At 52.4% G+C, this 13526-nt stretch carries 11 protein-coding genes and 2 pseudogenes; 10 read left to right on the top strand and 3 right to left on the bottom strand.

The window, feature by feature from the left end; genetic code table 11:
- Positions 1-24: 24 nt before the first annotated feature.
- The 3 genes from ACOTXD_RS16670 to tyrR all read left to right on the top strand — a co-directional run bounded on the left by ACOTXD_RS16670 (position 25) and on the right by tyrR (position 4124).
- Positions 25-1422, top strand: a complete 1398-nt coding sequence (locus ACOTXD_RS16670) for a YcjX family protein (protein ID WP_061856447.1) — start codon at positions 25-27, stop codon at positions 1420-1422.
- Positions 1419-2471, top strand: a complete 1053-nt coding sequence (locus ACOTXD_RS16665; RefSeq protein WP_032609317.1) for a YcjF family protein — start codon at positions 1419-1421, stop codon at positions 2469-2471. Before ACOTXD_RS16670 ends, ACOTXD_RS16665 begins: the two co-directional genes overlap by 4 nt.
- A gap of 111 nt (positions 2472-2582) precedes the next feature.
- Positions 2583-4124: a transcriptional regulator TyrR gene (tyrR, locus tag ACOTXD_RS16660; protein ID WP_003856887.1), complete on the top strand. Its 1542-nt coding sequence runs from the start codon at positions 2583-2585 to the stop codon at positions 4122-4124.
- Between the two features lie 34 nt (positions 4125-4158).
- Here the strand turns inward: tyrR and tpx are convergent, their stop codons facing one another.
- Positions 4159-4665: a thiol peroxidase gene (gene tpx / locus ACOTXD_RS16655; RefSeq protein ID WP_003856889.1), complete on the bottom strand. Its 507-nt coding sequence runs from the start codon at positions 4663-4665 to the stop codon at positions 4159-4161.
- 106 nt (positions 4666-4771) lie between these two features.
- On the opposite strand from tpx, the gene ycjG reads away from it, so the two are divergent.
- Entirely contained in the window at positions 4772-5737 is a 966-nt protein-coding gene (gene ycjG / locus ACOTXD_RS16650; protein ID WP_061856446.1) for an L-Ala-D/L-Glu epimerase, read from the top strand.
- On the opposite strand, the gene mpaA is transcribed toward ycjG, so the two are convergent.
- Positions 5728-6441 carry a murein tripeptide amidase MpaA gene (gene mpaA / locus ACOTXD_RS16645; protein ID WP_023314235.1) on the bottom strand — a complete coding sequence of 238 codons (714 nt, stop codon included), beginning with the start codon at positions 6439-6441 and terminating at the stop codon, positions 5728-5730. The genes ycjG and mpaA overlap by 10 nt on opposite strands.
- 183 nt (positions 6442-6624) lie before the next feature.
- Here mpaA and ACOTXD_RS16640 point away from each other — a divergent pair, with 183 nt between their 5' ends.
- The 3 genes and pseudogenes from ACOTXD_RS16640 to tssC form a co-directional block, all read left to right on the top strand.
- A complete protein-coding gene (locus tag ACOTXD_RS16640; protein WP_045343273.1) occupies positions 6625-8241 on the top strand; it encodes a peptide ABC transporter substrate-binding protein in 1617 nt (538 codons plus the stop codon).
- Positions 8242-8855: 614 nt separating this feature from the next.
- Entirely contained in the window at positions 8856-9347 is a 492-nt protein-coding gene (gene tssB / locus ACOTXD_RS16635) for a type VI secretion system contractile sheath small subunit (RefSeq protein ID WP_003856899.1), read from the top strand.
- 34 nt (positions 9348-9381) lie between these two features.
- Positions 9382-10377: pseudogene (tssC, locus tag ACOTXD_RS16630) on the top strand (type VI secretion system contractile sheath large subunit); the annotation flags it as partial.
- Here the strand turns inward: tssC and ACOTXD_RS16625 are convergent.
- Positions 10375-11166: pseudogene (locus ACOTXD_RS16625) on the bottom strand (contractile injection system protein, VgrG/Pvc8 family); the annotation flags it as partial. The pseudogenes tssC and ACOTXD_RS16625 overlap by 3 nt on opposite strands.
- 105 nt (positions 11167-11271) lie before the next feature.
- Here ACOTXD_RS16625 and ACOTXD_RS16620 point away from each other — a divergent pair.
- The 3 genes from ACOTXD_RS16620 (at position 11272) to tssE (ending at position 13503) form a co-directional block, all read left to right on the top strand.
- The gene (locus ACOTXD_RS16620; RefSeq protein WP_421766468.1) at positions 11272-12255 is read left to right on the top strand and encodes a DUF6402 family protein; all 984 of its coding nucleotides are present in this window, start codon (positions 11272-11274) and stop codon (positions 12253-12255) included.
- A gap of 75 nt (positions 12256-12330) precedes the next feature.
- Positions 12331-12630: a hypothetical protein gene (locus ACOTXD_RS16615; protein WP_223307880.1), complete on the top strand. Its 300-nt coding sequence runs from the start codon at positions 12331-12333 to the stop codon at positions 12628-12630.
- A 417-nt stretch (positions 12631-13047) separates the two neighbouring features.
- Complete coding sequence (gene tssE / locus ACOTXD_RS16610; protein ID WP_061856438.1) at positions 13048-13503, top strand: type VI secretion system baseplate subunit TssE; 456 nt, start codon at positions 13048-13050, stop codon at positions 13501-13503.
- Positions 13504-13526: the final 23 nt, after the last annotated feature.

The following is a 13526-nucleotide window of genomic DNA, read 5'->3' as shown; positions in this document are numbered from 1 at the left end:
GGTTCCAGGCAATGAAGGACGGCGATGAAGCGACTTAAAAACGAATTCAATTCTCTGGTGAACCGTGGCGTTGATCGCCATCTGCGTCTTGCCGTGACGGGGCTGAGCCGCAGCGGTAAGACAGCATTCATTACGGCGATGGTCAATCAGCTGTTGAACCTGCATGCAGGGGCGCGCCTGCCACTGCTTAGCGCAGTGCGCGAGGAGCGGTTGCTGGGGGTGAAACGCGTACCGCAACGTGATTTTGGCATCCCCCGTTTCACCTATGATGAAGGTCTGGCGCAGTTATACGGGGAACCTCCCGCCTGGCCCACCCCGACGCGTGGCGTGAGCGAAATCCGTCTTGCGCTTCGTTTCCGCTCGAATGAATCCCTGATGCGTCACTTCAAAGAAACGTCCACGCTCTATCTCGAAATTGTGGATTATCCGGGAGAATGGCTGCTCGATTTACCGATGCTGGCGCAGGATTACCTGAACTGGTCCCGACAGATGACCGGTTTGTTGCAGGGGCAGCGGGCAGATTGGTCGACCAAATGGCGCCAGCTTCGCGAAGGGCTGGACCCGCTGGCGCCGGCGGATGAAAACCGTCTGGCCGTCATAGCCGAAGCCTGGACGGATTACCTGCATCAGTGCAAGCAGGAGGGGTTGCATTTTATTCAGCCGGGCCGCTTCGTTCTGCCGGGTGATTTAGCCGGTGCTCCCGCGCTACAGTTTTTCCCGTGGCCGGACGTTGACAGCATCGGCGAATCGAAACTGGCGCAGGCGGACAAGACCACCAACGCCGGTATGCTCCGCGAGCGATACAATTATTACTGTGAGAAGGTGGTTAAGGGCTTTTATAAAAATCACTTTTTACGCTTTGACCGCCAGATCGTGCTGGTGGACTGCCTGCAACCGCTCAACAGCGGGCCGCAGGCGTTCAATGATATGCGGCTGGCGCTGACGCAGCTGATGCAAAGCTTTCATTATGGCCAGCGTACGCTGTTTCGCCGTTTGTTCTCGCCGGTCATCGACAAGCTGCTGTTTGCCGCCACAAAAGCTGACCATGTGACGGTCGATCAGCACGCCAACATGGTATCCCTGCTGCAACAGCTGGTGCAGGATGCCTGGCAGAATGCGGCCTTCGAAGGGATCAGCATGGACTGTCTGGGGCTGGCGTCCGTACAGGCTACGCAGAGTGGGTTGATTGACCTGAATGGCGAGAAAATTCCGGCCCTGCGGGGCAACCGTCTCAGCGACGGCGAACCGCTCACGGTCTATCCGGGAGAAGTTCCGGCGCGTCTGCCGGGCCAGGCTTTCTGGCAAAGCCAGGGTTTTCAGTTCGAAGCCTTCCGTCCGCAGAGCATGAACGTTGATCAGCCATTGCCGCATATCCGTCTGGATGCTGCGCTGGAGTTTTTAATTGGAGATAAATTGCGATGACGGAACCGTTAAAACCACGCATTGATTTTACCGGCCAGCTTGAGCAGACGCCCCATGAGGCGTTTAAAACGGCGCAAACCTTCAGCGGCCCGCAGGCTGACAACTTTGCTCCCGTGCTGGCAGACGAGCCGATGGTTGAAGAGGGGCAGGCGGAAGCGGTGGTTGATGCGGCACTGCGCCCGAAACGCAGCCTGTGGCGTAAGATGGTGACCGCCGGGTTAGCCCTTTTTGGTGTGAGCGTAATCGGCCAGGGCGTGCAGTGGGGCGTCAATGCCTGGCAAACGCAGGACTGGGTGGCGCTGGGGGGATGCGCCGCCGGGGCGTTGATTGTTGGTGCGGGCGTTGGCTCAGTCGTCAGCGAGTGGCGTCGCCTCTGGCGTTTGCGTCAGCGTGCCCACGAACGCGATGAAGCGCGGGATCTGCTGCACAGTCACGGCACAGGAAAAGGGCGTGCTTTTTGTGAAAAGCTTGCGGCTCAGGCCGGGATAGATCACTCTCACCCGGCGCTTCAGCGCTGGTATGCGGCGATCCACGAAACCCAGAATGACCAGGAAGTGGTCACGCTCTATGCGCACATTGTTCAGCCGGTACTGGATGCGCAGGCTCGTCGTGAGATCAGCCGTTCGGCGGCGGAATCTACCCTGATGATCGCCGTCAGTCCGCTGGCAATGGTGGACATGGCCTTTATCGCCTGGCGCAACCTGCGTCTGATCAACCGCATCGCCAGGCTGTACGGCATTGAGCTTGGCTATTACAGCCGACTGCGCCTGTTCAAACTGGTGTTGCTGAATATCGCCTTCGCCGGGGCAAGCGAACTGGTACGGGAGGTCGGGATGGACTGGATGTCGCAGGATCTTGCGGCGCGTCTCTCTGCCCGGGCGGCGCAGGGGATTGGTGCCGGTCTGCTGACGGCACGCCTGGGCATCAAAGCGATGGAGGTTTGTCGTCCACTCCCCTGGATCGATGGCGATAAGCCGCGGCTGGGGGATTTCCGTCGCGAATTGATTGGCCAGCTTAAAGAGACGCTCAATAAAAAACCTGCTCAGTGAGGTTTTGTTTACTAATCGTGCGGGCTGTCAATATTTGTTGACAGCCACCTTCCCGAACACCGTGATCTGACATATCATTTTACTGTTATTGGCTTAAACGGTGAATTTCCCATGCGTCTGGAAGTCTTTTGTGAGGACCGTCTCGGTCTGACCCGCGAGTTACTCGATCTTCTTGTTTTACGTAGCATTGATTTACGTGGCATAGAGATCGACCCTGTCGGGCGAATTTACCTCAATTTTGCCGAAATTGAATTTAATACCTTCAGTAGCCTGATGGCGGAAATCCGCCGTATCGCTGGCGTTACGGATGTACGCACCATCCCCTGGATGCCGTCCGAGCGGGAACATCTTGCGCTGAGCGCGCTGCTGGAAGCAATGCCGGAGCCGTTTCTCTCTCTCGATCTGAAAAATAAAGTCGAGCGCGTTAACCAGGCCAGCTGCCAGCTGTTTGCGCAGACTCAGGAAAAACTTATCGGGCACCACGCCACGCAACTGATCACCGGTTTTAATTTCCAGCGCTGGCTGGACAGCAACCCGCAAAATACCCATAGCGAGCATGTCGTCATCAACGGACAGAATTTCCTGATGGAGATCACGCCGGTCTACCTGAAAGGGGAAAATGCCGCGCGGGTGCTGACCGGCGCAGTGATCATGCTGCGCTCCACGGTGCGAATGGGGCGTCAGTTACAGAACCTTTCCAGCCAGGACGTCGGCGCATTCAGCCAGATTATTGCGGTGAGCCCGAAGATGCGTCATGTGATCGACCAGGCGCGCAAGCTGGCAAATCTTACGGCGCCGCTGCTGATTACCGGGGATACCGGTACGGGGAAAGATCTGCTGGCGCATGCTGTGCACATGGCCAGCCCGCGTGCGGCAAAACCGTATCTGGCGCTGAACTGCGCCTCTATTCCTGAAGATGCCGTTGAAAGTGAGCTGTTCGGGCATGCGCCGGAAGGTAAAAAAGGCTTCTTTGAACAGGCGAATGGCGGCTCGGTGCTGCTGGACGAGATTGGCGAAATGTCGCCACGCATGCAGGCGAAACTGCTGCGTTTCCTCAATGACGGCACGTTCCGCCGCGTGGGGGAAGATCATGAAGTTCACGTGGACGTGCGCGTCATCTGCGCCACCCAGAAAAACCTGGTGGAGCTGGTGCAGAAAGGGGTATTCCGCGAAGATCTCTACTATCGTCTCAACGTTCTGACGCTCAATATTCCGCCGCTGCGCGATTGCCCACAGGACATCATGCCGTTGACAGAACTGTTCGTGGCCCGTTTTGCCGATGAGCAGGGCGTGCCGCGTCCGAAGCTCTCTGCCGACCTGGGCACCGTGCTGACGCGTTACGGCTGGCCGGGCAATATTCGTCAGCTTAAAAATGCGGTCTATCGCGCATTAACTCAGCTTGAAGGGTATGAACTGCGCCCTCAGGATATTCTATTGCCGGATTACGATGCCGGGACGGTCTCGGTAGGCGAAGAGGCAATGGAAGGCTCGCTGGATGACATCACCAGCCGTTTCGAGCGTTCGGTGTTAACGCAGCTATATCGCAGCTATCCGAGCACGCGCAAGCTGGCTAAACGTCTTGGGGTGTCACATACCGCGATTGCGAATAAGTTGCGCGAGTATGGGTTAAATCAGAAGAAGGGTGACGAATAAATAAAAAAGCCTCTTTGCAGAGGCTTTTTTACGTTTAGGCTTTAAGCGCCTCAAGTGCAGCGGTGTAATCCGGTTCGGTAGTGATTTCGTTAACCAGCTCACTGAAAACAACGTTGTCGTTTTCGTCGATCACCAGCACCGCTCGAGCAGCCAGACCCTTCAGCGCGCCTTCGGAAATGGCAACACCGTATTTCTCCAGGAAATCCGGGCTGCGCAGAGTGGAAAGGGTGATGACGTTGCTCAGGCCTTCAGCGCCGCAGAAGCGGGACTGGGCAAACGGCAGGTCAGCAGAAATGCACAGCACTACGGTGTTGTCCATTTCGGTCGCCAGCTGGTTGAATTTACGCACTGATGCAGCGCAAACGCCAGTATCGATGCTTGGGAAAATGTTCAGGACTTTACGTTTGCCAGCAAACTGGCTCAGCGTGACGTCAGACAGATCTTTAGCCACCAGAGTAAAAGGCTGCGCTTTGCTGCCAGACTGTGGGATGGAACCTGCAACAGCAACCGGGTTGCCCTGGAAATGAACGAGTTGTGACATAGATATCTTCCTGTTTACAAATAGTTAACGTCGTGGCTAGTGTATGTCATCCGCAGTTAGCACGGCAAACCAATTTTCTGCCTTTCCGGCCTGCAAGGAGTCAGTGATGAGAAGCGTTAAGGTCTATGAAGAAGCCTGGCCATTGCACACCCCGTTTGTGATCTCGCGCGGCAGCCGTAATGAGGCCTGCGTGGTCGTGGTTGAATGTGAAGAGAACGGCGTAAAAGGCGTCGGAGAATGCACCCCTTATCCACGTTACGGAGAAAGCCTGGCGTCAGTCATGGCGCAAATTATGACGGTAGTGCCCGAGTTGCAGGCGGGCCTGACGCGTGAGGCTCTTCAGTTTCGGTTGCCGGCCGGCGCGGCACGCAACGCGATTGACTGCGCACTCTGGAGTCTGGAAGCGGCGAAACAACAAAAGCCGCTGCCTGCGCTGCTGGACGTTGCGCTGCCGCAATCGATCGTCACCGCGCAAACGGTGGTCATCGGTGAACCAGAGCAAATGGCCGCCAGCGCTCAGGCGTTGTATGCCACCGGTGCAACATTATTAAAGGTGAAGCTCGACGATTGTCTGATTAGCGAACGCATGGTCGCCATTCGTGCGGCGGTACCTGATGCCACTCTTATCGTCGATGCGAACGAATCATGGCACAGCGAAGGGCTGGCAGCCCGTTGTCAGCTGCTTGCCGATCTGGGCGTTGCCATGCTGGAGCAACCCCTCCCGGCAGAAGACGATGCCGCGCTGGCGAATTTTATTCATCCGCTTCCCGTCTGTGCAGACGAAAGCTGTCATACCCGTGAGAGCCTGTCAGCCCTCAAGGGACGTTACGAAATGGTGAACATTAAGCTGGATAAAACAGGTGGATTAACCGAGGCTCTGGCTCTGGCACAAGATGCGCAGGCGCAAGGCTTTGCTCTGATGCTGGGCTGTATGTTGTGTACGTCCAGAGCGATCGGCGCTGCACTCCCGCTGGTGAACAGCGTGCGCTTTGCCGATCTGGACGGCCCAACCTGGCTGGCGGTTGACGTCTCACCCGCGCTGAATTTTACCTCCGGCGTACTTCATCTTTGAGGCTGCCAGCGCAGGAGATCTGTCATCGCCCGCAGGTATTTTTCGCTCGCTTCATCCGAGGAGATGGGCGGAAACTCTGCGGTGATACAGTGAAGGCTGAGGTCTGCGCACCAGCTGCCAAACGACCCGGGTGTTTCATAGCCAACGCTGCTCACCAGAGGTAGAGCAAACGCATCCGCCAGCCACTGCCCGAGCGCCGTATGACGAGGATCTTCAATACAGGCGAGGGGATCGTGGAAAGAGACAACCCAGGCCGGGTGGATCTTATGAATAAGCTGGCACAGCGCCTGAGTCTCCGGTTCGGAACCGGGTTTGTCTCCTGTGAGCAGGACCACATCTCGCTCCTGCGCCGAACTGTTCCAGCGATACACCGTTTCACCGGCGCGCCAGTTTGCCGCCGGGAAGTTCCTGTTCAGGTCAACGCCGCGTGCATTCGCCCTCAATCCAAGCTGACAACCGTCCGGGTTGACGGTCAAAATCACATGATGACGTCGTAAATCGGGGGCCAGCGTACGTAGCGCGCACGAGAGTGTCACGACAGACGAGTTTTCATCGCCATGCGTGCCTGCAATGATTAAGCCGCTATTGCGATCGGCCTCGGGGGCCGGAAACCAGATCAGCGGCGCGCCTAAAAATGAGCGTCCATAATGTTCAGTTCCGGGCGGGAAGGCGCCGCGTTCCGTTCTTGGTCGGGTAGTTGCCATAGTAAACCCTGATGATAAAGTCACTTCTGGCAGTGTTGTGCAAAAGCCGCGCTTAATCAAATAGTTTCCGTGTGTGTGGAAAATTGCCTGACATCAACTTTCCAGAGGAAGCATTTGCATTTCTCCGTTTCGAAACAAATAATTACGCATCTGCCTGTTACCTGACATCATTAAGGGGATCGTATGAAGCATCCTGTTTCGCTTCTTTGTACTGCGCTGTGGCTGTGCGGGCTTTCTTCACTTTCATATGCCGCGGAGGTTCCCGAAGGAACGGTTCTGGCGCAAAAGCAGGAGCTGGTTCGACATATCAAAGATGAGCCCGCTTCGCTCGATCCGGCAAAAGCGGTGGGATTGCCCGAGATACAGGTGATTCGCGACCTCTATGAAGGGCTGGTGAATCAGAACGAAAAAGGGGAGTTAGTTCCCGGCGTGGCGACGCGCTGGCAGAGCAATGACAACCGCGTCTGGACGTTCACGCTGCGGGATAACGCTAAGTGGTCTGACGGTACCCCGGTGACGGCACAAGATTTTGTCTATAGCTGGCGTCGTCTGGTTGATCCTAAAACAACGTCACCTTTCGCCTGGTTTGCGGCGCTGGCGGGCATTAACAATGCCCAGTCCATCATCGACGGCAAAGCTGCTCCGGATACGCTCGGCGTGACGGCGGTCGATGCTAAAACGCTGCGCGTGCAGCTGGACAAACCGCTACCCTGGTTCAGTAATCTGACGGCTAACTTCGCGTTTTATCCTGTTCAAAAGGCCAATGTGGAGAGCGGTAAGGAATGGACGCGCCCTGGCGCGCTCATTGGCAACGGTGCTTATGTGCTGAAAGATCGCGTGGTGAATGAAAAACTGGTGGTTGAGCCGAATTCACATTACTGGGATAACGCCAGGACGGTGCTTAAAAAAGTCACCTTTGTGCCAATCAACCAGGAGTCCTCAGCGACCAAACGCTATCTGGCGGGCGATATCGATATTACAGAATCGTTTCCGAAAAACATGTACCAGAAGCTGCTTAAAGATATTCCGGGACAGGTATATACACCGCCACAGCTTGGGACCTATTACTACGCGTTTAATACGCAAAAAGGCCCAACCGCGGATGCACGCGTACGTCTCGCGCTCAGCATGACTATCGACAGACGTATTATGGCGGAAAAAGTCCTGGGGACCGGCGAGAAACCGGCCTGGCATTTTACTCCCGATGTCACTGCGGGTTTTACGCCGGAAACCTCGCCATTTGAGCAGATGTCACAGCAGGAGCTGAATGCGCAAGCGAAAACGTTGTTGCAGGCGGCAGGCTATGGCCCCCAGCGTCCGCTAAAATTAACGCTGCTGTATAACACGTCTGAAAACCACCAGAAAATCGCGATTGCCGTTGCATCCATGTGGAAGAAAAATCTGGGTGTTGACGTTAAGTTGCAGAATCAGGAGTGGAAAACCTACATCGACAGCCGCAATACCGGGAATTTTGACGTCATCCGTGCATCGTGGGTAGGGGACTACAACGAGCCGTCGACATTCCTGTCGCTGCTGACCTCTTCCCATAGCGGGAATATCTCACGATTCAACGACCCTGCTTACGATAAGATTATTCATCAGGCGACGCTCGAAACTACTGAAAAAGCGCGTAATGCCGACTACAACATGGCCGAGAAGATCCTCACCGAGAAAGCACCGATTGCCCCTATTTATCAGTACACCAATGGACGTCTCATCAAGCCATGGGTTAAAGGTTATCCGATAAATAACCCGGAGGATGTTGCGTACAGCCGTACAATGTATATTGAAAAGCATTAAAAAGAGGTCAGGGCGCTACGTGATTATGGTAAACATCCATTAACCGCATAAGCGCCCGCTCTCAGGGGGCATGATTTTACAGCCTGGTTAATACCGTATATCCCCTTCATATCAGCCCATCACTCATTGTCATGATGAATATCTTCAGAGAGATTCTTTCTCCCGTTTATCGAAAAACGCGTAGTCATTTATTCGCCATTCCTGTAGCAGTATAGTCATTACTGTTTTCAAGATTAAATTTGTCCGATACAGGATTTTTTCATATTCAGGCCATTTATTGAATTAAAACCTTATTTCTCTGCGCTGTTACGGGGCGTGTTAATAAATGCATTGATGTAAATCAATTATTCAACCTCATGGGACAATAAGTTCAATATTTCCAATCAAAGCAGTCATTTCTGCCAAATTAATGTGAATAAATAGTTAATTTTTACTGTGTATCATGTATCTATGGCATTTATGAGTACACTAATTTAGTGGAATATTCTTAAGAAAAGTCTAATGGCAGATCTTTGATCTTGGAAGTTGATTTTAAATGGGGTTTTGCTCTAATATGGCTTTGTAAAGAAACGTCACTCACTTAACATTTATTTCTTTTAAAGAAAGGGATTGCTATGGCCGATTCATTCCAGAATGAGGTGCCCAAGGCACGCATAAACTTAAAGCTGGCTCTGCATACAGGTGGCGCGCAAAAGAAAATCGAACTGCCGCTTAAACTCCTCACCGTCGGTGATTTCAGTAATGGAAAAGAGAATCGCCCATTATCGGAAAGGGAGAAAATCAACGTCAATAAAAATAACTTCAACAGCGTACTTTCGGAATTTAACCCGGAAGTGAATCTGACGGTTCCTAACACAATGGCCGGGGATGGCTCGGAAGAAAGCATAAAACTGAATTTCTCCGATATTAAGGATTTCGAACCTGAACAGGTTGCCCGCCAGATCCCCCAGCTCCGCGCCATGCTGGCCATGCGTAATTTATTACGCGACCTCAAATCCAATCTTCTTGATAACGCCACTTTCAGAAAAGAACTCGAGAAAATTCTCAAAGACCCGGCGCTGTCTCAGGAATTACGCGACGAAATGAGTGCACTGGCCCCGAAATAAGCGGCATGTGTAATTTAATGGATTAACCGGGAATATGCTGATGTCTGTGAATACTGAAACCGCCTCCGCGCAGGGGCAGACCACCGTACTGGAAAAAGAGGGCGTTTACGCCTCCCTGTTTGAAAAAATCAACCTGACCCCGGCCTCCAGCCTGGGGGATATCAATGCGTTTCTGGATGACGCCGCGCTTTCTGACGCTCCGGCGGGTGAACGCCTGACGGCGGCGATGCAGGTGTTTATGGACTGCATCCGCAAATCCGGTCAGCCGGTGGAGAAGCTCGACAAAACGCTGATTGACCACCATATCGCTGAGCTGGATTTCCAGATCAGCCGTCAGCTGGATGCCGTAATGCATCACCAGGAGTTCCAGAAGGTGGAGTCCCTGTGGCGCGGCCTGAAGCAGCTGGTGGACAGCACCGACTACCGCCAGAATGTGAAAACCGAAATTCTGGATGTGTCGAAAGAAGATCTGCGTCAGGACTTTGAAGACGCCCCGGAACTTATTCAGAGCGGCCTCTACTGGCACACCTATACCGCCGAATACGACACCCCGGGCGGCGAGCCGATTGGTTCCGTGATTTCATCCTATGAATTTGACGCCAGCCCGCAGGATGTGGCGCTGCTGCGCAACATCTCTAAAGTATCAGCTGCCGCACATATGCCGTTTATTGGCTCTGTCGGTCCGAAATTCTTCCTGAAAGACTCGATGGAAGAGGTCGCTGCAATTAAGGATATCGGCAACTACTTCGACCGCGCCGAGTACATCAAGTGGAAATCTTTCCGCGACACCGACGACGCCCGCTACATCGGCCTCGTGATGCCGCGCGTGCTGGGGCGTCTGCCGTATGGCCCGGACACCGTACCTGTACGCAGCTTTAACTACGTTGAGCAGGTGAAAGGCCCGGATCACGAGAAATACCTGTGGACCAGCGCGTCGTTCTCCTTCGCGTCAAACATGGTGAAGAGCTTCATCAATAACGGCTGGTGCGTGCAGATCCGTGGCCCGCAGGCGGGCGGGGCGGTGAAAGAGCGGCGTATGCCAGCCGTACGTCTCTCCGGCATACGGCTTCGCCATCCGCAGCCACAGGTATGCGAATCCCTGTTCCGCATCGTTCCGGTCAAAGTCCAGCCTGACGCGGTAGCGGCCCTGGTCGTCCAGGTGGGCGTAGATATCGTTCTTTTCCCGGCTCTCAATGCGGGCGGGCAGGGTACCGTGGATTTCCGGGCGCGAAACTTCCCTCGGGCGGAAACAGTACCGTTCGGTGTAGGGCATGCCCCAGACCGACACGTGCAGGCGGGAATCACGGGCGCCCCGGAAGGTCACCAGCGTGAGGATGACCCCCTCTTTCAGGGCAGCAATGACATCGCCCTGCGGCTCCAGCACCTGACCAGGTGACAGTACGGAGGCGTTGCTGAACAGGTGGATACGGACTGATTTATTGAGTTCCCGCTCGTGATGAAGCCGGGCATAAAATGCGCCGGATTCGGTTTCCGGCTCCGGGTCGCTGTCGTCGCCTGCTTCCCGGTACGGCGCGGCGTAGCGGTAGTGCTCGCCCGTCGTCACCGCATCACTGCGTACGCTGACCGTCGCATCCATCGGCGTGGTGGCTGTCCGGTAGTTGTAATCCCGCGTGGCGACGGTGCCGGTGACAATCCTGTGCCAGGTCCGCACATCCCAGACCGATTCTGCCGCACCGTCAAACAGACCCGATGGTTCGCGGTACGGCAGGCGCACGTCAAACCGGTAGTTAAGCTGGCTGTCGGCAAAAATGTACGTATCCAGACCGCACACATCATCCATCTCCGTACGCCAGTAAAGGGACTACATGCAAGAAGGGCTTCACAAGTTTCGTTAGTCATCCCGATGAGGCTGAAGTGGAATTAAATGTTCTAGAACAAGATTCATTATTTATAGGGTGATTTTGTGGCGAATGTAAAAATTAAATCAAAGTTAACAAATGAAAGTGAAAGTAAACAAACAGTCCCGGTCAAAATCTTCAAAATAACTGACATCCCGGATGTGATGGAGAAAAAAGGTTGGTCAGTGTCAGCACGTTTCATGCGAAAATGGTTCAATGATCCATATTACGAAATGTCACGTGAAGAGAAGCTAAATAAAGTTGATGTGAATACTGTGGACAAAAGTCACATCATTGAAGATTTGGACTTTGACTGGTTACTAACGTCTTCGTTACGAATCAAGCCAATTTACGATGCTTTTGTGGAGCAAGTATCGAATGTCATTGAGTATAATGACTATTTGGGGCGAAAAAAACAAATCTCACAACAGTTGTCTAATGGCCTTTGTTATATCATTAACAGATTGGATGAATTAGGTCTTTTTATTGATAATGAAATAAAGGACTGTTATTTAAATAATGGCAATCTGTCAGCAATAGAGCTTGATAAAACAAGTCAATTTAACTTTATAAAAATTGGTAGTACATTGTGGGAAAAAGCAACAGATACCCTGGATGATGTGTATGGTGCTCTTGGTTCTTTCATAATCAAAATTGCGTTTACAGAACTTAATGTCACGAAAGATACTGATGGTTTTATGAGGTTAGAAATTAAAGAGCTTGGATTGTACGTTAGGGATACCTACGAGTTTATGAATGATGGTGATGATCAACCGTTAGGCTATTGGGGAGAGAATGGTGTCATCAAACCAGGGATTATAAGTGAACTATTGAAAAAAGAATATATTGATGAAGGTGACTGTAGATACTTTAGAGTTACTAACTCATCTTTTGTGAGATACCGGGAAAAATATAAGGGCGAAAATAAAACTGGAGATTTTTTCGTATACTCGACGGCGAAAAAAATCCCTACGAACATTATCATTCATTTGAATAAGGTAGATATGGAGGAATATATTTACTGGAAAGAGGTGAATATAAATGCATAGCTTTATAAAAAAACGTGCTGCTTCATGTTGATATCAGTTTTCTTCTTTTGCGTTTTGCTAATGGTGATTAAGACCATGGCTTATCAAAACGCAATCAAGAATGATACTATATGGAGTCGAGATAATAAATGCGAACTGACTACTTATATTCCTGACTATCGACCATATGGTGGTATCGGGAGAGTGTTACGGTTGTTTTCCAACCAATCTTTTTTTGTTGTATATGATTCCAATGGGAATAAAATAAAAAGCTCTGCATGGCACTTTTGGCAAGCTCAGTTCTCTGATTCGGTTGCACCAGAATGGCACGGGCAATATGCAATGTATCCAACAAGTGAAGGGTGGGCTGGATGGAAAATTCCAGAGTGTGCTTAACGTTTAAAATGCCAATCCCCTCCGCCCCCTTGGTCAGAATTGACCTGGAAACGCGATTAAGGCAATGAAATAGGATGGGCTATAGCGACTTATTACCATAAGTACGGTAAGGATCATATCAGTATCCGGTCATACTAATCGCTGATACGGATGAATATAAACTCTTAACAAATGGGTGAATACTGAAAGGTTGCTCTGGCGGCCAGTGTAATGACAAAGACAGGTAAGACCAGGACTCACTACACCTGAATCAGTCACTGGGCTTAAAGCCGCAAAGGAAATAAGGGGGGAGTCAGCGAATTACATTAGGGCTGGCAGCGTTATAGCTGCAAATAAGCCAGGAATGATGCTGAACCCTACCCGTCAATGTCTAAACAATGGATGCTTTGCAAACGGAATGTGTTCATATAATGACTGATGCCACAGGGACACAACACGCCATCGCTTTATGAAATGCTGAGCGGTAATTTCTCAGGAGGCCTGAGCCTCAACCAGGTCAGCGAACAGAATCAGGTGATTTTATCAGTACTCGATAACATGCAGCGCATCCTCAACTGCCGCGCCGGTACGCTGGCTCACCTGCCGGACTACGGCCTGCCGGATATGACAAAAATCCTCCAGGGAATGCCCGGGACCGCCCGCCAGCTGATCACCACACTGTCGGCCGTGTTGCTGAAATATGAGCCGCGCCTGAGCCGGGTTAACGTGGTGATGCAGGAACAGATTCAGCCCGGTGAACTCCGCTACGCCATTGATGCGGAGCTGAAGGGGGTCGGGCTGGTGCGCTACGGCACGGAATTTATGCCCGAGGGCAGGGTATTAATCCGTCATCTGAAACAACAGCAATACCTCGATGCACGAGCCGCCATCTAGTTATTACTCAGGTTAAAACAGTT

Origin of the sequence: Enterobacter cloacae complex sp. CDL013, assembly GCF_049238805.1 — a bacterium.
Classification (GTDB): Bacteria; Pseudomonadota; Gammaproteobacteria; order Enterobacterales; family Enterobacteriaceae; genus Enterobacter; species Enterobacter hormaechei_C.
Note: the sequence above shows the minus strand (reverse complement) of the source record. Positions and strands in the feature narration are given on the sequence as shown.

Coding starts and splice junctions, on each gene's coding strand:
- ACOTXD_RS16670 (WP_061856447.1), top strand. CDS start 25: ATGAAGCGACTTAAAAACGAATTCAATTCTCTGGTGAACCGTGGCGTT.
- ACOTXD_RS16665 (WP_032609317.1), top strand. CDS start 1,419: ATGACGGAACCGTTAAAACCACGCATTGATTTTACCGGCCAGCTTGAG.
- tyrR (WP_003856887.1), top strand. CDS start 2,583: ATGCGTCTGGAAGTCTTTTGTGAGGACCGTCTCGGTCTGACCCGCGAG.
- tpx (WP_003856889.1), bottom strand. CDS start 4,665: ATGTCACAACTCGTTCATTTCCAGGGCAACCCGGTTGCTGTTGCAGGT.
- ycjG (WP_061856446.1), top strand. CDS start 4,772: ATGAGAAGCGTTAAGGTCTATGAAGAAGCCTGGCCATTGCACACCCCG.
- mpaA (WP_023314235.1), bottom strand. CDS start 6,441: ATGGCAACTACCCGACCAAGAACGGAACGCGGCGCCTTCCCGCCCGGA.
- ACOTXD_RS16640 (WP_045343273.1), top strand. CDS start 6,625: ATGAAGCATCCTGTTTCGCTTCTTTGTACTGCGCTGTGGCTGTGCGGG.
- tssB (WP_003856899.1), top strand. CDS start 8,856: ATGGCCGATTCATTCCAGAATGAGGTGCCCAAGGCACGCATAAACTTA.
- ACOTXD_RS16615 (WP_223307880.1), top strand. CDS start 12,331: ATGGCTTATCAAAACGCAATCAAGAATGATACTATATGGAGTCGAGAT.
- tssE (WP_061856438.1), top strand. CDS start 13,048: ATGCCACAGGGACACAACACGCCATCGCTTTATGAAATGCTGAGCGGT.